The sequence below is a fragment of the Streptomyces sp. NPDC004134 genome, from assembly GCF_042874195.1.
GTDB lineage: Bacteria > Actinomycetota > Actinomycetes > Streptomycetales > Streptomycetaceae > Streptomyces.
Genome location: NZ_JBIAMS010000014.1, coordinates 150,498 through 168,950, shown reverse-complemented (window position 1 = coordinate 168,950; position 18,453 = coordinate 150,498). Strand labels below are relative to the sequence as shown.

The following is an 18,453-nucleotide window of genomic DNA, read 5'->3' as shown; positions in this document are numbered from 1 at the left end:
GGGCGTCCGCCTCAGGGTGTGTGCCGCTGCTCCGTCAGCCTGCCCTTGCGCAGCGTCAGGACGCGGTCGGCGCGGGCGGCGAGCTGCGCGGAGTGCGTGACGACCACGACGCACGTGCCGCGCGTGTGCGCCAGGTCGGCGAAGGTGCCGACGATGCCCCTGGCGGTGTCCTCGTCGAGGTTCCCGGTGGGCTCGTCGGCGAAGAGGATGTCGACGTCGCAGGCGAGGGCACGGGCGATGGCCACGCGCTGCTGCTGGCCGCCGGACAGGCGCAGCACGTTGCGGGTCGCCGTGTCTTCGTCCAGGCCGAGGTGGGCGAGCAGGTCCAGGGCGTGGGCCCGGCGGCCGCCGCGGGCGGGCCTGGCTCCGGTGATCTCCATGGCCGCGGTGACGTTCTGCAGCGCTGTCATGTAGGTGAGCAGGTTGAACTGCCGGAAGACGGTGGCGGCGTGCTTGTTGCGGTAGCGGCCGAGGCCGATGGCGGCGAGGTCCCGGCCGGCGAAGCTGACGGTGCCCGCGGTGGGGGAGTCGAGGCCGCTGGCGAGGCTGAGCAGGGTGGTCTTGCCGCTGCCCGAGGGGCCGAGGACGGCGTAGAAGGTGCCGCGGTGGAACGTGTGGTCGACGTTCCTGAGGACCGTGGTCCTGCGCCGCCGGTCCGAGTAGGTGGGAGACGCCCGCGAGGCGGAGCAGCGGGGCGGGGTCGCCGGCGGGTGCCGTACGGGCGGTCATGGCGGGTCACTTGCCTTTCGTGAGGATGGTGCGGGGGCTGAGGCTCAGCACGGACGCGGCGGGGATCGCGGTGGCCGGCAGCGCGATGCCGAGCCCGGCGCCGCCGACGACGGCGAGGTCCGCCGGGTCGAGCGCCACGGTGATCCGGTCGACGGGCTCGGCCCCGTCCACGGGCCGGTCGCCGGGGCTCGCGCCCTCGTCGATCCCGGTGCTGCCGGGGGCCGGGGGCTCCCACGCGTCGATCTCCCGCTGGGCGGCCGCGGCTTCCCGGCCCAGCAGGCTCTGCCCGGCGCTCTGGGTCAGGCCCGGCGCGAGCAGCGCGCCCAGGCCGACGGCGAGGAGCGCGACGGCGGCGATCTCCAGGGCCTGCTGGGCGACGAGCTTCCACTTCTTCTCGCCGAGGCCCAGCAGCACGCCGTACTCGGTACGGCGCTGCCTGACGGCCAGGTTGACCAGCAGGGCGAGCACGGCGACGCCGGCGAGGCCGATGAGCCACATCGCGACGGTGGCGGTGGTGCGGATGCTGCCCAGCGGGCCCGTCATCTGCCGGACGGCCTTGTCGTTGGCGTCCAGCCGGAAGCCGTCGAGCGCGGCGCCCGCGACGCGCTTCGCCCCGCTCGTGAACGCGCCCTGCTCCTCGGCGCCGTGCAGGAGGAACGTCGCCTTGGTGACCTGCGGGGGGCCGCCGCCGTCGGCGGAGCCGAGCGAGCCGATACCGCCGGGCCGACAGCGACATCCCGGCCCGCTTGACGAAGTTCTTGGGGGAGACGAAAGCAGCCCGGTGCTTGCGGCCGGACAAGCGCGTTACAGCGGCATAAGCGCACTTACGCGGCTGCAATCGCCGTCCTGGTTCGATGGGGCGATGAGAGTCCTGGTAGCGGAGGACCACCGCATCCTGGCCCGCACCCTCGCCACCGGCCTGCGCCGCGAGGCCATGGCGGTGGACGTCGCCCACGCCGGCGACGAGGCCGAGCGGATGTGCCTGCTCACCGAGTACGATGTGCTGATCCTCGACCGCGACCTGCCGGGCCTGAGCGGCGACGAGGTGTGCCGGCGGCTGCGCGCGGCCGAGGGCCCGCCGCGGATCCTGATGCTGACCGCCGCGGGCGAGGTCACCGACAAGGTCTACGGGCTGACCGCGCTCGGCGCCGACGACTACCTCGCCAAGCCCTTCGACTTCGCCGAACTCGTCGCGCGGGTACGCACCCTGAGCCGCCGTTCGCACCAGCCGGCGCCCGGCGCGCTGGAGTTCGCGGGCATCGTCCTGGACCCGGTCAGGCACCGCGTCCACGCGCACGGCCGGCCCGTGGACCTGACGCCCAGGGAGTTCGCCGTGCTGCATCTGCTGCTGCGGGCCGGGGGCGCGCCGGTGCCGCACGACACCCTCGTCCGTACCGTCTGGGACGAGCACCTCGACCCGCGCACCAGCGCCGTCCGCGCCACCGTCAGCCGGCTGCGCGGCAAGCTCGGCGGGGGCGGCATGATCGCCGCCGACACCGGGGAGGGCTACCGGCTGTGCGGCTGAACCCCCGCGCCCCGCTGCGCCGGCTGCCGTTCCGGGCCCGCCTCACCGCGGCGATCACCGGCCTCTTCCTGCTCACCGGCACCGGTCTGCTGGCCTTCGTCGTGGTCCTCGCCCGGCACGGGACGGCCGAGAAGGTCGGGGGACTGGACATCTCGTACCACTCGACCGCCGGCCGGCCGGTCACGGGCGCACACCCCACGTACGCCTCCGGGCCGCGGGCGCCCGGCGACTACGCCGAGATCAGGAAGATGGAGGAGACCGTCCAGGCCGTGCAGGACACCGCGCTGCGGCAGATGATCGTCTGGTCCGCGGTCGGCGTCCTGGTCCTGGCGCTGCTGGCCGGGTTCCTCGGCTGGTGGCTGGCGGGCCGGGCGCTGCGTCCGGTCGCGTCCATGACGGCGGCCGCGCGCCGCATCAGCGAACAGAACCTGCACCAGCGGCTGGCCCTGACCGGTCCCGACGACGAGCTGCACCGCCTCGCCGACACCTTCGACGCCATGCTCGACGGCCTGGAGCGGGCCTTCGAGAGCCAGCGGCGCTTCGTCGCCAACGCCTCCCACGAGCTCAAGACGCCGCTGGCCGCCCAGCGCACCAGCCTCCAGGTCGGCCTCGCCGACCCGCTGCCGGAGCGCCTCGCGGAGGTACGCGCCGACCTGCTGGCCACCAACCGCGAGGCGGAGCGGCTGGTTGACGCCCTGCTGCTGCTCGCCCGCAGCGACCGCGGCCTGGACCGGACCGAGCGCGTGGACCTGACCGCCACGACGCGCCTGGTCGCCGCGGAACTCGCCGCCGCGGCCGGGGAGCGGCGGGTCGACCTCACCGTCGCGGCGGCGGACGCCGCGCCCGTACGGGGAGACCGCGTCCTGCTGCGGCACCTGCTGACCAACGTCGTGCGCAACGCGGTCCAGTACAACCACCCGGGCGGGCACGTCCGCGTACGCATCGAGGACCGCACCGTGACGGTGGCCAACACCGGCCCGCCCGTTCCCGCCGGCAAGATCCCGGCGCTCTTCGAACCCTTCCGCCGCCTCACCCCCGACCGCACCGCCCCCGCCCCCACCCCCACCCCCGGCCACGGCCTGGGCCTCCCCATCGCCGCCTCCATCGCCGAGGCCCACGCCGCCGACCTGACCGCGGTCCCGGGTCCGGACGGCGGCCTGACGGTGGCACTCCGCTTCCCGCCGGCGGCGTGACGGGTACGGGATCCGCGCCGGTACGGCCGTGAACCGGCTCGCGCCGTGTTCACCCGGGCGACATCCGGACTACACCCGGGATTCCCCCGCTTCTCTCAGCCGCCTCTCATATTCCTCGGCTTTCGTGGCTCGGGCACCCCAGAAGATCCGCGAAGGGGAGGAAGGAGGCGGTTGCCCCTATGGCGGGACGAATCACGACCGTCGGGCGCGCAGAGGACGCCGGGCCCGATCCGGCCGAGGAGGAGCATGCGCTCCAGGTCGCCAGCAGGCTGCACGCGTTCAACCGCTACGAGCTGAAGTATCTCGTCCCGCTGGAGCTGGCGGGTCGGGTGCGTGACGAACTGGCCGAGCGCATGGACCGGGATCTGCACAGCCCGACCGGCGGCTACGGCGTGTGGAGCCTCTATTACGACACCGCCCGGCTGCGCTTCTACTGGGAGAAGATCGAGGGCCTGAAGTTCCGCCGCAAGCTGCGCATCCGGCACTACGGCGACCTGGCCGGGATCACCGACGAGTCGCCGGTGTGCGTGGAGATCAAACAGCGGGTGAACCGCGTCACGCAGAAGCGCCGCATCAGCCTCCCGTACGGCACGGCGCTGCGGCTCTGCGACCGGCGGGAGCTGATCGAGCACGGGCCGCGGGAGCGCGCCTTCGTCCACGAGGTGCTGAATCTGATCGTACGGCTGGACCTCCGGCCGACGGCCATCACCGGCTACCAGCGCGAGGCGCTGGTCGGCCGCGATCAGGACACCGGCGTACGGGTCACTTTCGACCGCCGGGTGCGCGGCCGGGACCGCGACTTCCACTTCGGCACGCCGACCCCGGAGAACCGCTTCACCATCCCGCCGCACCTCGCGGTGATGGAGGTCAAGGTCAACGAGCGCACCCCGTACTGGATCACCGATCTGGCCGCCAGGCACAACCTGAACCTCGTCCGCGTCTCGAAGTACGTACAGAGCATCGAGGCGTTCGGACTGGCCCCGCGGTCGGTGTTCCACGTCCGCGAGGAGAACCACCCGTCTCCCGTCACGGGGCAGCAGCCGCCGGCCGGGAAGCCGCCCGTGGAGGCACGAGTACCGTGAACTTCGATCTGCAAGAGCTGAGCGGGACGTTCAGCGTCACCGACATCGTCGTGGCGATGGCACTGTCGTTCATCCTGAGCACGGTGATCGGCTACGTCTATCGCGCCACCCACCGCAACGTCTCCTACAGCCAGTCGTACGTGCAGACCCTGGTGATCGTGGGCATGATCGTCGCCCTGATCATGCTGGTCGTCGGCTCCAACCTTGCCCGCGCCTTCTCGCTGGTCGGTGCGCTGTCCGTGGTGCGGTTCCGGAACGCGATCAAGGAGACCAGGGACGTCGGCTTCATCTTCCTCACCATGGGCATCGGCATGGCCTGCGGCGCCCGCTTCTACACCCTCGCCGCCGTGGCGGGCCTCGCGATCTGCCTGATCATCATCGTGATGCACCGCTTCAACTGGTTCCACCTCGACGTCCAGCGCCAGGTGGTCAAGGTGCAGATGCCGACGGGTGAGGACCACACGGCCGCCATCCGCGACGTGCTCATCCGCTACACCACCGAGTTCGAGCTCGTCAGCACGGAGACCATCCGCGGCGGAGCGCTCACGGAGGTCTTCTACACGGTGCGGATGAGGAAGGGCACGGAGCCCGGTGAGCTGGTGAACGCGCTCCAGGAGCAGACGTACGGCCAGCGGGTCACGGTGCTGACCGGCTACGACCAGACCGACCTGTGAGGAGCACCCCGGTGCCCGCCCCCCGCCCCAGGCGACCGCGGCTGCGCGACCGCGTACCGGTACGGCTGCGCCATCACTGGAAGCCCGCCGCCCTGCTGTGCACCGGCCTGACCGTGCTGGTCGCCTTCTTCGGCGACGCCCGGGTCGCGCCGTACGTCACCGGTGCGGCGGCCGCCGAGAACGACCAGATCACCGAGGACGTGCGGGGCGGCGTCGGTCTCTACGACACCTCGGTCACGCACTCGATCCGGATCGACTACGACCGGACCGACTTCAACAAGATGATCAAGGAGTTCCGGCAGGACGGCACCAAGGACTGGATCAGCGCCGACGTCACCATCGACGGCACGTACCTGAAGGACGTCGGCATCCGGCTGAAGGGCAACTCGACGCTGATGAGCCTGCGCGGCGGGCGGACCGGGCCGGACGGCGCGGGCCTGCCGCAGCTTCCGGGCGGCGCGGGACCGGGGATGACGGCGTACGAACTGTCGGCGGCCGAACCCGAGGAACTGCCCTGGCTGATGAAGGTCGACGAGTACATCGAAGGGCGCGCGTACCAGGGCATGCGGGAGATCGCCCTGCGCCCCGGCAGCAACGGCCAACTGCCGCTGAACGAGGCCCTGTCGCTGTCCCTCACCGCGGAGTCCGGCCAGCACACCCAGCGCTACGCGGTCACCGAGCTGACGGTGGGGAACCGGCCCACGGCCACGCGGCTGATGGTGGAGAACCCGAGCAAGGACTACGCCGACACCGAACTGGGCGGCGACGGCGTCCTGTACAAGGCACGAGCGGGAGGGAGCTTCGCGTACAAGGGCGACGACCCCACGGAGTACGAGGAGTCCTTCAAGCAGTTGAACAAGGAGGGCAGCCAGGACCTCGCACCGCTGATCAAGCTCATCAAGTGGGCGGACGAGGCATCGGACGAGGAGTTCGCGCGGGAGCTGGACGAGTACGTCGACGTCGGCTCGCTCGCCCGCTACCTGGCGACGCAGAACCTGCTGATGAACTTCGACGACATGGCGGGCCCGGGCAAGAACTACCTGCTCTGGTACGACCTCGACACGAAGAGGTTCACCGTCCTGCCCTGGGACTACAACCTCACCTTCTCCGGGTCGGCCGACCTCGGCCCGCGCGAGAGCGGCAGGGCGGGAATGGGCGGCGGCATGCCGGGCGGGCAGCAGGGAGGACTCCCCGAAGGGATGCCGGAGGGAATGCCCGAAGGGATGCCGGAGGGAATGCCCGAAGGGATGCCGGAAGGCATGCCCGGGGGAGGGCCTGACGGCACGCCGTCGGAGATGCCCTCCGGTATGCCCGGGGCTCCGCCAGGCCGTGACGGAGGGCAGCAGCCCCCGGCCGGCGGTGCTCCGCCGGGCGGCGGTGACGGCGGCGGCATGACGACGGGCCACCCGCTCAAGGAGCGCTTCCTCGGACTCGACGCCTTCGATGACGCCTACCTGTCCGCCTACCGTGACCTCTACCGGAGCATGTACGGCTCCGGCGGCGCCCAGCGGGTCCTGGACCGGGTCGCCGGGCAGGCGAAGGATGCGGGCGTCGACGCCGCGGCCGTCGACGAGGCGGCCGCCAGGCTCCGTACCACCCTCACCGAGCGCGCCGCGGCACTCGCGAAGGACGAGGAGGTGGCCGGATGAGCACGCCGCAGGACCGGAGCCGGCCGCTGGTTCCCGGCCGGCACCGGGTCCTCGTGGTCGAGGACGATCCGGGCATCCGCACGCTGCTGACCTCGGCGCTGACCGCGTACGGCTACCGCGTGGCGACCGCCGACTCCGGCTCCGCCGCCTTGTTCGAGGCCGGCGCCTTCACGCCCGACCTCATCGTGCTCGACGTGATGCTGCCGGACCTCGACGGCTTCGCCGTCACCCGGCAGTTGCGGCTCGCCGGGATCCACACCCCCGTCCTGTTCCTCACCGCCCGTACGGAGCCGGAGGACCGCGTGAGCGGTCTCAGGGCCGGCGGCGACGACTACGTCACCAAGCCCTTCCATCTGCAGGAGGTGCTGCTGCGGGTGCACGCCATTCTGCGCCGCACCGCCGGCCGCCCGCGGGCGGAGCAGCCGTCCCGCCTGCGCTACGCGGACGTGGAGCTGGACCTGCGGACGCACGAGGTGAGCCGGTCGGGGGAGCCGGTGCCGCTGTCCCCGACCGAGTTCCGGCTCCTGGCCTGCCTGCTGGCCAGGTCCACGCGCGTCGTGTCCAAGGCCGACATCCTCCAGGAGGTCTGGCACCACGACTTCGCCGGCGACACCCGCATCGTCGACACCTACATCAAGTACCTCCGGCGAAAGATCGACCGCACCGGCCGGCCGCTGATCCACACCATCCGGGGTGTCGGCTACACGCTGCGGCTGCCCCACCGCGAACGCGGCGGCCGGGAAGGCCACCCACCGGCATGACCGCCTTCCGTCTCCTGCGGCCCAGGTCGCTGCGGTACCGCCTCATCTTCGGGGCGGCGCTGCTGGCGATCACCGCGGTGGTGGTCTCCGAGGCCGCCGGCATCGTCGCCGTACGCTCCTCCCTGACCGCCCGTCTGGACAGCCAGCTCGCGGACTTCCGCATTCCCGGCAGGCTGCTCGCGGACGTGGCGGCGACCGGCGAGGCTCCGCGGGCACCGGACGGCGGCAGGCAGGGCCTGCCCACCGACTTCCGGGTGCACCTCTACGACGGCTCGGGCCGGCTGCTCGACCACGTACTCGGCGCGGACGACCGCCCCGGTGCCCGCCTGCCCGCCTCCTTCGAGCGGCTCGGCCTCGAACCGGGCGAGCCCGCTACGGTCTCCGCGACCAGCGGGGACGGCGGCTGGCGGGTCCTGCTCCAGGACTCGGGAGCCGACGGCGCGCACGCCGTCATCGCCCTGCCGACGGACACGGTCGAGGGGGCGACGTCGAACCTGCTGTGGTTCAGCGCCGCCCTGCTGGCCGCCGTAGTCTGCGGGGTGGTACTCCTCGGTCTGGCGGTGGTGCGGTTCGGCCTGCTGCCCCTGACGAGGATGGAGCGCACCGCCCGGCGCATCGCCGACGGCGATCTGGCGCTCAGCCTGCCGGACACCGATCCCCGCACCGAGACGGGGCGGCTGAGCCAGGTCCTCAACTCCGTGCTGGAGCGGCTGCGGGAGGCGCTGCGGCGGCGCGAGGAATCCGAGGCCCGGCTGCGCCGGTTCATCGCCGACGCCGGACACGAACTGCGCACCCCGCTGACCTCCATCCAGGGCTTCGCCGAACTCGCCCTCCAGGACGAGGTCACCGGCAGGCTCTCCGCGGCCGAGCGCCGCGAGGCCCAGCGGCTGATCGTGCAGAACGCGGAACGCATGCACCGGCTGGTGGAAGACCTCGTCCTGCTCGCCGGGCTCGACCGGGAACCGGCGTACGCCAGCGAGCCCGTGGACCTCCTCTCCGTCGCCGCCGACACCGTCAGCAGCGCCGCCGTCCAGCACCCCGGCCGGCACGTCGGCCTCGGCTCCCTCCGGGTGGCGGACGCGATCGCGGACGGCCCCGGGGAACTCGACGTCGTCGCCGCCACGGGCGACGCGACCAGACTCCGCCAGGTCGCGGCGAACCTCCTGGCCAACGCCCTGACGCACACGCCGCCCGGCACCGGCGTCCGGGTGCACGTCGGCACCACGAGAGCCGCCCCCGGCACCGGCGGCGCCGACCGTCCGGGACGTACCAGCACCGCTCCGCCCCTGCCGGAGGGAACCCGCATCAGCGTCCTGGAGGTCGCCGACACCGGGCCCGGCCTCAGCCGCGCTGACGCCGCGCGGGTCTTCGAGCGCTTCTACCGCGCCGACCCCGCCCGCGAGCGCGAGTCCGGCGGCGCCGGCCTGGGCCTGGCCATCGCGGCAGCCATCGCGGAAGGGCACCGCGGCCGCATCGAACTCGACACCGCCCCGGGCGAAGGCTGCACCTTCCGCCTCGTCCTCCCCGCCCCGGAAGGCGGGGCCCATTGACAGGCAGGGGCGGACCCGGAGTGACGGTTCCGGTCTCCGCCCCTGCCGCTCACGCCCCGGCCGCCGGGATGGTCTGTGTTAGGCTGAAGAGGTTGCAGTTGTGGTTCCCATTTACTTTGTGTGCGCCCGTCGGCTCTGACCTCGGGCGTATTTTTGTTTTTCGGCGCTTGCTCCGGATCGGGAATTCATCACGGCGACGCGGGATCATGCACACGTATGACCCCGGTATGCCCCCCAAGAAGGAGACGCCAGCCATGGCAAACGGAACCGTGAAGTGGTTCAACAGCGAAAAGGGCTTCGGCTTCATCGCCCAGGACGGCGGCGGCGCCGACGTCTTCGCCCACCACTCCAACATCGACGCGCAGGGCTTCCGCGAGCTCGTCGAGGGCCAGCAGGTGGAGTTCGACGTCGTGCAGGGCCAGAAGGGCCTGCAGGCGGAGAACATCCGCATCGTCTGATCCAGGACGACGCGGCGGAAGCCGTAGCAAAGGGGGCCGTGCCACAGGCACGGCCCCCTTTGTTGTGCGGTACGCGGTCCCGGTACTGTCCCCGGTCCGCTCAACCGGGCCCCGTCAGAGCTTTTCCATGTGATCGTACGGAGCGGTGACCCGGACTTGGCACGAGCCGAAGTCGACGAGCATCGCGACGCCGTTCTCGGCAGCGACGATCGTGCCCAGGCCGTACCGGTCGTGTGTGACCTTGTCGCCCGGAGCGAAGTCCTTCACCGCGGGGGCGACGGGCGCGTCGAAGGGACTGGTGGGCAGGTGGCGCCGAGGCGCGGATCCTTTTCTCATCGGAAGCCCAGTATGGGCTGCCGAGGCGCCCCGCGTCCCGTCCGTACGCGATCCGTCCGCATCCGCCCCCCGAAGCGGCCCCCCTGCCCGCCCGCCGGAACGGTCTCTCCCCCGCCAAGGCCGGGGCCGGCCCCGGCCGGCTCCCGGCGCGCCCGAGGGCCGCGGGAATACATGACCAGTCATGTTGTTGAGGGGGTACGCGCCCAGGCGGACGCGCGGAGTGAAAGGGAGAGGATCATGCAGTTCGGGATCTTCAGCGTCGGCGACATCGCCCCCGACCCGCTGACCGGCCGCACCTACAGCGAGGCCGAGCGGATCGACAACATCGTCCGGGTCGCGAAGCGGGCCGACGAGGTGGGGCTCGACGTGTTCGCGCTGGGCGAGCACCACAACCCCCCCTTCATCCCGTCGTCCCCGCCCACCCTCCTGGGCTACATCGCCGCGCAGACGCGGCGCATCGTGCTCAGCACCTCGGTCACGCTGATGACCACGAACGACCCGGTGAAGATCGCCGAGGACTACGCCATGCTCCAGCACGTCGCCAAGGGGCGGCTGGACCTGATGGTGGGGCGCGGCAACACCGTGCCGGTCTATCCGTGGTTCGGGAAGGACATCCGCGAGGGCGTCGGTCTCGCGCTGGAGAACTACAACCTGCTGCACCGGCTGTGGCGCGAGGACGTCGTCGACTGGGAGGGCCGGTACCGCACCCCGCTGCAGGGCTTCACCGCCACGCCGCGGCCGCTGGACGACGTACCGCCGTTCGTCTGGCACGGCTCCATCCGCTCGCCGGAGATCGCCGAGCAGGCCGCGTACTACGGGAACGGATTCTTCGCCAACCACATCCTGGCGCCGAACTTCCACTTCAAGCGGCTGGTCGACCTCTACCGGCAGCGCTACGCGCACTACGAGCACGGCACGCCCGAGCAGGCCATCGTCGGCCTGGGCGGGATGTCCTTCATCGCCGGGCGTTCCCAGGACGCGGTGGAGCGCTTCCGCCCTTACTTCGAGAACTACCCGATGTTCCGCGGGTCCCGGCTCGAAGACCACATGGCGGCCACCCCGCTGACCGTGGGCAGCCCGCAGGAGGTCATCGACAAGGTCCTCACCTTCCAGGAGGGCTTCGGCGACTACCAGCGCCAGTTGTTCGCCCTCGACGGCCTCGCGCTGCCGGTCGAGACGGCGCTGGAGCAGGTGGAACTGCTGGGCACCGAGGTCGTGCCGGTCCTGCGCAAGGAGCTGGAGTCGCGCCGGGCGGAGGGCGTGCCGGACGCGCCGACGCACGCGTCGCTCGTCACCGCCAAGTACGGGGACGCGGAACCGCGGCAGCCGCGGCCGAACCCCAACCGCGGCGACAACCTGTCCGGCACCATGCCGTACCAGGACAGCGACCCGAAGGTGCGGGCCGAGTTCCCCGTGGTGCCGTGATGGCGAACACCACGCAGATCGCGCTCGCGGCCTGGGAGTCGTTGCTGCGGGCCCAGGCCACGATCGCCCGCGAGTTCGAGTACACCGGCGACTGGGGCGACGTGCTCCCGCGCGAGTACGCCGTCCTGCACGCCCTGTCCGACTCGGCCGACGGGCGCCGGATCACCGAGCTCATGGAGGACGCGCTGCTGACCCAGGCCGGCGTCTCGCGCCTGGTCGCCCGGCTGGAGACCCGGGGGTACGTCGAACGCCGCGACGACCCCGACGACGCCCGCGCCTGCCGCGTCGCACTCACGGCCCAGGGCCGCGAGACGTACCGCAGCCTGGGCCGCGCCCACGCGCGGCAGGTCCGCGAGGTGATGACGCGGGCCCTGGACCCGCAGGCCATGGAAACCCTGCGGGAGCTGACGGACGCCCTGATCGCCGCCGGCCCCCGGCCCGCCCCCCACCCCGCCCGGTCACAGCGACAGCGAAGGAGGCCCGCATGAGCACGGAGCGGAAGATCGTCGTCATCAACGCGGGTGTCAGCGAGGAGTCCTCGACCCGCCGGCTGGCCGGCCGGATCGCGCAGCAGAGCATCGACACCCTGGGCGCGGCCGGCATCCCGGCCACCGTGACCATGCTCGACCTCGGGCCGCTGGCCACCGGGATCGCGCGCTCCCTCGTCTCCGGCTTCCCCACCGAGGCGGTGAGCGAGGCGATCTCGCGACTGGCCGGGGCGGACGCGGTGATCGCGGCCACGCCGGTCTACAAGGCGGGGATCAGCGGCCTGTTCAAGTCGTTCGCCGACCTGATCGACAACGACCTGCTCATCGCCGTGCCGGTGATCCTCGCGGCCACCGGCGGCACCGCGCGGCACGCGATGGTCACCGACGACCAGCTCCGCCCCCTCTTCGCCTTCCTCCGCGCCCTGCCGGTCCCCACGTCGCTCTACGCGGCCCCCGAGGACTGGGGCTCCCCGGAGCTGGGCAAGCGGATCGGCCGGGCGGCGGGCGAACTGGCCGTCCTGCTGCGTACGGACGCGCCCCGCCGGATCGCCGACGACAACTGGACCGGCTACCAGCACCGGTTCGCCGGCCAGGCCACCCGCTCCGAACAGAGCGTGGCGGACGTCGACTTCTCCACCGACCTGATGCGCCTGGCCACCGGCGGCTCGGCCTCCTCCTGACCCGCCGCCCCGGCCCTCCGGGCGCGGGCGGCGGAGGCCGCACCGGCACCCGACCCGCCCCCGCCGCCGGCCGCCGTGTCACAAAACGCCGCGGCCGGGCGTCGTGTGTGGTGCACGTCGCGAGCCGAGAGACAGGAGCCTCCATGCCCGGCCCGTACCCGATCCGCAGGCGCCCGGCGTGACCGGGGACGGCCGCCCGGACCCCGCCACCGAGGTGTTCGTCGCCCACCGCAACCTGCTGTTCACCGTCGCCTACGAACTGCTCGGCTCGGCCGCCGACGCCGAGGACGTCCTCCAGGAGGCGTGGCTGCGCTGGCGGTCCTTCGACCCCGGCACGGTACGGAACCGGCGCGCCTGCCTGGTCCGCATCACCACCCGGCAGGCGCTCGCCCGGCTCTGTACCCTCGCCCGCCGCCGGGAGCCGCACCACGGGCCCCGGCTCCCCGAGCCGGCGCTCACCCCGTACGGCGCCGCCGAGGACGCCGAACTGGCCGCGAGCGTCTCGCTGGCGATGCTGCTCGTGCTGGACACCCTCACGCCGACGGAACGGGCCGTGTTCGTCCTGCGCGAGGTCTTCGCCCTGGCCTACGACGAGATCGCCCGGGCCGTCGGCGAGGACCCCGCCGCGGTGCGGCAGATCGCCCACCGCGCCCGCGCGCACGTCGCCGCCCGCCGCCCCCGCGACCCGGTCTCCCCGGCCCAGACCCGGGCCGCGGTCGCGGCCTTCCGGCACGCGATCGAAACGGGCGACCTGCGGAAGCCGCTCGACATCCTCGTGCCGGATGTCGTCCTGCTGAACGACGGCGGCGGCGGTACGCGGGCGATCCCGCACCGCGTCGTGGGCGCCGGCAAGGTGATGCTGGTCCTGGCCGCGGGGCTGCGGATGGTGGGCGCCCGCCTCACGGCGCAGCCGGTGCACGTCAACGGAGGCCCGGCGGTGATCATCCGCCTCGACGGCGAGATGGACGGCGTCGCGGCGCTGCGCATCGACGGGGGCCGGGTCACGGGGCTGTACTCCGTGCGCAACCCCGGGAAGCTGTCGCGCCTGCGCCGGGAGACCGCGGTGACCCGCTGACCCGGCCCCCTCCGGCGCGGGTCCCGCCGGTCAGCCGGCGGGGGCGCCCTCCTCCCGGGTGCGGTGCGCCGTTTCGACGATCTCCTTGATCCGGCCCATGTTGATCTGCGACATCTCGTTGAGGTGCTCGGTCATCTGGGCGTTGTCGTACGGGGCGCCTTCCTTCATGTCGAATTCCTGCACCCAGCGCATTTCGGTGCCCGCGCCGGTCACGCTGTAGGTCCAGTGCAGCTTCATGTACACGAAGGGGCCCGTTTCGATCCGGTACGCCTCGACCGTGAGGGAGTCCCGGTCCGGGGCGCGGTGGGACACCCATTCCCACACCCGCCCGTTCGCGTCCGGGCACGTCTTGATCCGGAAGTCGATGCCCTCGTCCGTGGTCCGGAGGATTTCCGTCTCGGCGTAGCCGGCGAAGAGATCGGGCCAGGACTCGACGTCGTTGGTCATGGTCCACACGAGGTCGACCGGGGCGTCGATCACGATGGCGTGCTCGGTGCGCGCTCCCATGTCAGGCTTCCCTTCCGGAGACTGCTTCGTTGATGAGCCGGAGCGTGCCCCCGGGGGTGCGCATGTCGCTTTCCGCGACCTCGACGCCGAGGGTCTGCTTGATGCGGGCGGAGAGTTCCAGCAGGGCGAGCGAGTCGTAGCCGAGTTCGTCGAAGGCCATGTCGGCGATGTCGCCGTTCAGATCGGCCACGTCGGATTCTCCGGCGCAGTCTCTGATCAGCGCGACGAGGTGCGAGAGGGTGAAGTCGGACACGGGGGACCTCCTTGGGGTGTGGTGTGTCCGGTACGGCGGGGGCCGCGGTCAGCCGTAACGGCTGAGGACCAGCGCCGAGTTGAAGCCGCCCGCGCCGCGCGCGACCACCAGCGCGTGGCGCACCGGCGTCTCGCGGGGCCCGCCCCGCACCAGGTCGATGCCGAGGCCGGGGGCGGGGGAACGGGTGCCGGCGGTCGGCGGGATGACCGAGTCGCGTATGGACAGCAGGGCCGTCGCCACGTCCAGGGCGGCGCCGCCCGCGTAGAGCCGGCCGGTCAGCGTCTTGGGTGCGGTGACGGGGACGGCCCCCGGGCCGAAGACCCGTACCAGCGCTTCGGCTTCCGCCCGGTCGGCGGCCGGTACGCCGAGGGCGTCGGCGAAGACCACGTCGACGTCCGCCGGGTCCAGCCGCGCCTCGCGCAGCGCCCCCGTGATCGCCGCCGCCAGCGCGGGGGGCCGGCCGGAGCCGGGCCGGGGGTCGAAGGTCGCGGCGTGCCCCGCGATGCGCCCGTAGATCCCGGCGGCGTTCCGGCACAGTGCGGTGTCCTCCCGCTCGACCACCAGGAGCGCCCCGCCCTCGCCGGCCGCGTAGCCCGCCGCGTCGGCGTCGAAGGGCAGGTAGGCGCGCTCCGGTTCCGCGGAGGTGCTGAGCAGTCCGGTGGGGAGCTGGACGGCCAGGCCCCACGGGCAGAGCGGGGCGTCGAAGCCGCCGGTCAGGGCGGCGCCGAGGGTGCCCGTACGCAGCAGCCGCGCGGTGTGGGCCGCGGCGTCGAGGGCGCCGGCCTGCTCCGAGACGAAGACCGAGCTGTGGCCCCGCAGGCCGTGGCGGATGGAGATCTGGCCGGTGTTGACCGCGTAGAACCAGGCGAACGACTGGTAGGTGCTGACCCGTTCGGGTCCTGTCCCCCAGAGCTTCTGCAACTCCCGCTGGCCGAACTCGAAGCCGCCGCACGCGCCGGCCGTCAGCACGCCCAGGTCGTACTCCCCGAGGCCGCCGGCGCCCGGTCCTGACGCGGCCGAGTCCCCCGGCACCAGACCGGCGTCCGCCAGCGCCCAGTCGGCGGCGGCCAGTGCGTAGCGCGTCATGCGGTCGGTCTGCGGCAGCATGCGCTGGGAGAGCAGGGCGTCGGCGTCGAAGTCGAGCACCTCGCCGCCGACGCGCACGGGGTAGGCGCGCGCGTCGAAGCGCTGGATGACGCCGATGCCGCTCACGCCGGCGAGGGTCGCCGCCCAGTACTCGGCGGTGCCGATGCCGTTGGGCGCGACGACGCCGACCCCGGTCACGACGGCGCCGCCCCCGGCGGTGGTCCCCCCGGCCGCGGCCGCCGCCGCGCCGGCCGCCACCGTCACGGCGCCGCCGCCTTCGCCGGCGGCCGGGCGAGCACCGCCGCGCTCTGGAAGCCGCCGAAGCCGCTGCCGACGCTGAGCACGGTGTCCACCCGCTGCTCCCGCGCCACGTTGGGCACGTAGTCCAGGTCGCACTCGGGGTCGGGATTCGCGTAGTTCGCGGTGGGCGGGATCACGCCGTGCTCGATGGCCAGCGCGCAGGCCGCCAGCTCCAGCGAGCCGATCGCGCCGAGCGAGTGCCCGATCATCGACTTGATGGAGCTGACCGGCACCTCGTACGCGCGCATGCCCAGGCTCCGCTTGAACGCGGCGGTCTCGTGCCGGTCGTTCTGCCGGGTGCCGGAGCCGTGGGCGTTGATGTAGCCGAGGTCGTCGCCGGTACAGCGCGCCTGCCGCATGGCGGCCCGGATCGCCTCGGCCATCTCCCGGCCGTCCCGGGTCAGCCCCGTCATGTGGTACGCGTTCGAACGCGTCGCGAAGCCGCGGACCTCGGCGTACACGCGGGCCCCGCGGCGGTGCGCGGCCGTCAGCTCCTCCATGACGAACACCGCCGCCCCCTCGCCCAGGACGAAGCCGTCGCGCTGCCGGTCGAAGGGGCGGGAGGCGTGCGCCGGGTCGTCGTTGTTCGCCGAGGTCGCCTTGATCGCGTCGAAGCAGGCCACGGTGATGGGGGAGATGGGGGCGTCGGTCGCGCCGCAGACGACCACGTCCGCCCGCCCGCCGCGGATGAGGTCGGCCCCGTACCCCACGGCGTCCAGGCCCGAGGTGCAGCCCGTGGAGATCACGGTGACCGGGCCCTCCGCCCCCGTCTCCCAGGCGACGTCGCGGCCGATGGAGGACGGGATGAAGTAGTCGAAGACCTGCTCCGCCGACCGCGTGTGGTCGACCAGCCAGTGGGCGCCGTTGTCGCTGACCCGCTGGTAGTCCAGGTCGAGGCTGGTGGTGCAGCCGACGGCGGTGCCGATGCTGACGCCGATCCGCCCCGGGGCCGTCGCGGCGGTGTCCAGCCCGCTGCCGCGCACCGCCTCCCTGGTGGCGGCGAGCGCGAGCTGCGTCGCCCTGTCGTACGTCTCCGCCTCCGCGGGCGAAAGCCCTTCCGCCGCCGGGTCGAAGTCGATCTCCGCGGCGACCCGGGAGCGGAACGGGGCGGGGTCGATCAGGGTCATCGTGCGCGTCGCGGTGCGCCCGGAGACCAGCAGATCCCAGAACGCCTCCGTCCCCACCCCGCCCGGGGCCCGTACGCCGATCCCGGTGATCACCGCGCGTTTCTCCGCGTGCTCGTCCATGTCAGCCGCCCACGCGCGGCGGCACGCACCCGGGATGGGGCACGGGTTCGGTGTCCACATGGCCGAGTTCCGGCCGGGGCGCGAGCGGGGCGATCTGGAATACGGCCTTCAGCGCGCGGGACCCGCGGTTCTCGATGCGGTTGCGCTGCCCGCGGGTGATGAGCAGTGCCTGGTCCGATTCCAGCGGGACTTCTTCGCCGTTGATCCGGACGACGGCGGAACCCTCGGTCACGTACAGGAACTTGTCGGAGAACGGGTGGTAGTGCTCCGCGACGAATTCGCCGGGGGCCAATTCGAGATGCCCCAGGAATCCCGAGGTCGCGCCGACGGAGGCGGGGGTGAGCAGCGCCCGTATGGCACCTCCCTGCCGGCGGTTCGGCGCCACGTCTGCCAGGGTGACCCTGGCGGCCAATGCCTTATTCTTTGCCACGACTTTGTCCTGCCTTTGCGAACTCAAGGAAAAGCCGAACTCGGCCCGGTAGCAGCGGAGATGAGCAGATATCGCCGCCACGCCAGGTGATTTCTCCAGCGCGTCCAGGCGAAAACGACGACGCTCTTCCGGCCACTCAAGTGGGTGTAGTTTTACGATCAGTCCGACCAGCGGCCGACGCGAATGGGGCGGCCGGGGACGGAGTGCGGGTGGCGCGGACGGCGCGTACCGCGGCCGTGCACTCCTCTACTCCCGCAGACGGCTCGGCGGCTCGGCGGCTCGCCGGCACGGCGGCACGGCGGCACGGCGGTTCGGCCGCGCGCCGGGGCCGGGGGACCGGAGGCGGCGGTTCAGGGGCGGGTGGCCGTACCGATGACGTGGGCGACGCGGGGGGCCAGGGCCGAGAAGGCGAAGCCGAAGCGGTCGACGTCGCCGAGGCCGAACCCGGCGGCGCGGACGGCGGCTTCGGTGTCGCGGTTGGGGTGGCAGCCGCCGGCGGCCCGGCGCCAGAGCGGGGTGCCGAGGTCCTCCAGCGCGGCGAACAGGCGGCGCCGGGAGCGCACATGCTCGTAGAACCGCAGTTCGCCGCCCGGCCGCAGCACGCGGGCGGCCTCGGCGAGCGCGGCGGGCACGTCGGGCACCGAGCACAGCACCAGCGAGAAGACCACGGCATCGCACTCCCCGTCCGCGGCCGGGAGTTCCCCGGCGTGCCCGGCGGCCACCCGCACCGGCACGGGGGCGTCGGCGGCGGCCCGTTCGGCGGCGGCGCGCAGGGTGTCGTCCGGCTCGACGGCGACGACCTCGGTGACGGTGCCGGGATAGTGCGGCAGGTTGCGCCCCTGCCCGGCGCCGACCTCCATCACCCGGCCGGTCAGCCCCTCCAGCAGCCGGCGCCGGTGCTCGGCCCCGCCGCGGCGGTCGGCGACGGGGGCCATCTTCAGGTACTGGCGGGCGAAGCGGGGGTGCTGGAGGTCTGACGGTCGGCTCACGGGTGCTCCCTCTGGC

20 protein-coding genes and 1 pseudogene are annotated in these 18,453 nt (G+C 72.9%); 12 read left to right on the top strand and 9 right to left on the bottom strand.

Features of this window, described 5'->3' with window-relative positions; all coding sequences use genetic code 11:
• Positions 1 to 11: 11 nt before the first annotated feature.
• Together ACFYVJ_RS19390 and ACFYVJ_RS19385 are read right to left on the bottom strand one after the other, a co-directional pair.
• Positions 12 to 572: pseudogene (locus tag ACFYVJ_RS19390) on the bottom strand (ABC transporter ATP-binding protein); the annotation flags it as partial.
• 163 nt (positions 573 to 735) lie between these two features.
• A complete protein-coding gene (locus tag ACFYVJ_RS19385) occupies positions 736 to 1,272 on the bottom strand; it encodes an FtsX-like permease family protein (RefSeq protein ID WP_388892911.1) in 537 nt (178 codons plus the stop codon).
• A gap of 319 nt (positions 1,273 to 1,591) precedes the next feature.
• On the opposite strand from ACFYVJ_RS19385, the gene ACFYVJ_RS19380 reads away from it, so the two are divergent.
• The 8 genes from ACFYVJ_RS19380 to ACFYVJ_RS19345 all read left to right on the top strand — a co-directional run bounded on the left by ACFYVJ_RS19380 (position 1,592) and on the right by ACFYVJ_RS19345 (position 9,621).
• Entirely contained in the window at positions 1,592 to 2,254 is a 663-nt protein-coding gene (locus tag ACFYVJ_RS19380; protein WP_388892909.1) for a response regulator transcription factor, read from the top strand.
• A complete protein-coding gene (locus ACFYVJ_RS19375) occupies positions 2,245 to 3,447 on the top strand; it encodes a sensor histidine kinase (protein WP_388892907.1) in 1,203 nt (400 codons plus the stop codon). Before ACFYVJ_RS19380 ends, ACFYVJ_RS19375 begins: the two co-directional genes overlap by 10 nt.
• 179 nt (positions 3,448 to 3,626) lie before the next feature.
• Positions 3,627 to 4,529 carry a polyphosphate polymerase domain-containing protein gene (locus ACFYVJ_RS19370; protein ID WP_388892905.1) on the top strand — a complete coding sequence of 301 codons (903 nt, stop codon included), beginning with the start codon at positions 3,627 to 3,629 and terminating at the stop codon, positions 4,527 to 4,529.
• Positions 4,526 to 5,203 carry a DUF4956 domain-containing protein gene (locus ACFYVJ_RS19365; RefSeq protein WP_388892903.1) on the top strand — a complete coding sequence of 226 codons (678 nt, stop codon included), beginning with the start codon at positions 4,526 to 4,528 and terminating at the stop codon, positions 5,201 to 5,203. Before ACFYVJ_RS19370 ends, ACFYVJ_RS19365 begins: the two co-directional genes overlap by 4 nt.
• A gap of 11 nt (positions 5,204 to 5,214) precedes the next feature.
• Positions 5,215 to 6,852 (top strand): CotH kinase family protein, encoded by a 1,638-nt coding sequence (locus ACFYVJ_RS19360; RefSeq protein ID WP_388892901.1) that lies wholly within the window; start codon positions 5,215 to 5,217, stop codon positions 6,850 to 6,852.
• Positions 6,849 to 7,613 (top strand): response regulator transcription factor, encoded by a 765-nt coding sequence (locus ACFYVJ_RS19355; RefSeq protein ID WP_388892899.1) that lies wholly within the window; start codon positions 6,849 to 6,851, stop codon positions 7,611 to 7,613. Before ACFYVJ_RS19360 ends, ACFYVJ_RS19355 begins: the two co-directional genes overlap by 4 nt.
• Positions 7,610 to 9,163, top strand: coding sequence for an ATP-binding protein (locus ACFYVJ_RS19350; protein ID WP_388892897.1), 1,554 nt, complete (start codon positions 7,610 to 7,612; stop codon positions 9,161 to 9,163). The genes ACFYVJ_RS19355 and ACFYVJ_RS19350 overlap by 4 nt, the downstream gene beginning before the upstream one ends.
• Positions 9,164 to 9,417: 254 nt before the next feature.
• Positions 9,418 to 9,621, top strand: a complete 204-nt coding sequence (locus tag ACFYVJ_RS19345; RefSeq protein WP_047016605.1) for a cold-shock protein — start codon at positions 9,418 to 9,420, stop codon at positions 9,619 to 9,621.
• 114 nt (positions 9,622 to 9,735) lie between these two features.
• Here the strand turns inward: ACFYVJ_RS19345 and ACFYVJ_RS19340 are convergent, their stop codons facing one another.
• Positions 9,736 to 9,957, bottom strand: coding sequence for a hypothetical protein (locus tag ACFYVJ_RS19340; protein ID WP_388892894.1), 222 nt, complete (start codon positions 9,955 to 9,957; stop codon positions 9,736 to 9,738).
• A 237-nt stretch (positions 9,958 to 10,194) separates the two neighbouring features.
• Here ACFYVJ_RS19340 and ACFYVJ_RS19335 point away from each other — a divergent pair, with 237 nt between their 5' ends.
• The 4 genes from ACFYVJ_RS19335 (at position 10,195) to ACFYVJ_RS19320 (ending at position 13,625) form a co-directional block, all read left to right on the top strand.
• Entirely contained in the window at positions 10,195 to 11,382 is a 1,188-nt protein-coding gene (locus ACFYVJ_RS19335; protein ID WP_388892892.1) for a CE1758 family FMN-dependent luciferase-like monooxygenase, read from the top strand.
• Positions 11,382 to 11,870, top strand: a complete 489-nt coding sequence (locus tag ACFYVJ_RS19330; protein ID WP_388892890.1) for a MarR family winged helix-turn-helix transcriptional regulator — start codon at positions 11,382 to 11,384, stop codon at positions 11,868 to 11,870. The genes ACFYVJ_RS19335 and ACFYVJ_RS19330 overlap by 1 nt, the downstream gene beginning before the upstream one ends.
• Positions 11,867 to 12,550 (top strand): CE1759 family FMN reductase, encoded by a 684-nt coding sequence (locus ACFYVJ_RS19325; RefSeq protein ID WP_388892888.1) that lies wholly within the window; start codon positions 11,867 to 11,869, stop codon positions 12,548 to 12,550. The genes ACFYVJ_RS19330 and ACFYVJ_RS19325 overlap by 4 nt, the downstream gene beginning before the upstream one ends.
• A 178-nt stretch (positions 12,551 to 12,728) precedes the next feature.
• The gene (locus ACFYVJ_RS19320; protein ID WP_388892886.1) at positions 12,729 to 13,625 is read left to right on the top strand and encodes a sigma-70 family RNA polymerase sigma factor; all 897 of its coding nucleotides are present in this window, start codon (positions 12,729 to 12,731) and stop codon (positions 13,623 to 13,625) included.
• A gap of 30 nt (positions 13,626 to 13,655) precedes the next feature.
• On the opposite strand, the gene ACFYVJ_RS19315 is transcribed toward ACFYVJ_RS19320, so the two are convergent.
• The 6 genes from ACFYVJ_RS19315 to ACFYVJ_RS19290 form a co-directional block, all read right to left on the bottom strand.
• Complete coding sequence (locus tag ACFYVJ_RS19315) at positions 13,656 to 14,132, bottom strand: SRPBCC family protein (RefSeq protein WP_388892884.1); 477 nt, start codon at positions 14,130 to 14,132, stop codon at positions 13,656 to 13,658.
• 1 nt (position 14,133) lies between these two features.
• Positions 14,134 to 14,385, bottom strand: coding sequence for a phosphopantetheine-binding protein (locus ACFYVJ_RS19310; protein WP_388892882.1), 252 nt, complete (start codon positions 14,383 to 14,385; stop codon positions 14,134 to 14,136).
• A 48-nt stretch (positions 14,386 to 14,433) separates the two neighbouring features.
• Positions 14,434 to 15,735, bottom strand: a complete 1,302-nt coding sequence (locus ACFYVJ_RS19305; protein ID WP_388892880.1) for a beta-ketoacyl synthase N-terminal-like domain-containing protein — start codon at positions 15,733 to 15,735, stop codon at positions 14,434 to 14,436.
• The gene (locus tag ACFYVJ_RS19300) at positions 15,732 to 17,018 is read right to left on the bottom strand and encodes a beta-ketoacyl-[acyl-carrier-protein] synthase family protein (protein WP_388892878.1); all 1,287 of its coding nucleotides are present in this window, start codon (positions 17,016 to 17,018) and stop codon (positions 15,732 to 15,734) included. Before ACFYVJ_RS19300 ends, ACFYVJ_RS19305 begins: the two co-directional genes overlap by 4 nt.
• A 1-nt stretch (position 17,019) precedes the next feature.
• Positions 17,020 to 17,529 (bottom strand): cupin domain-containing protein, encoded by a 510-nt coding sequence (locus tag ACFYVJ_RS19295; RefSeq protein ID WP_388892876.1) that lies wholly within the window; start codon positions 17,527 to 17,529, stop codon positions 17,020 to 17,022.
• A gap of 269 nt (positions 17,530 to 17,798) precedes the next feature.
• On the bottom strand, positions 17,799 to 18,437 hold the full coding sequence (locus ACFYVJ_RS19290; protein ID WP_388892874.1) for a class I SAM-dependent methyltransferase: 639 nt from the start codon (positions 18,435 to 18,437) through the stop codon (positions 17,799 to 17,801).
• Positions 18,438 to 18,453: the final 16 nt, after the last annotated feature.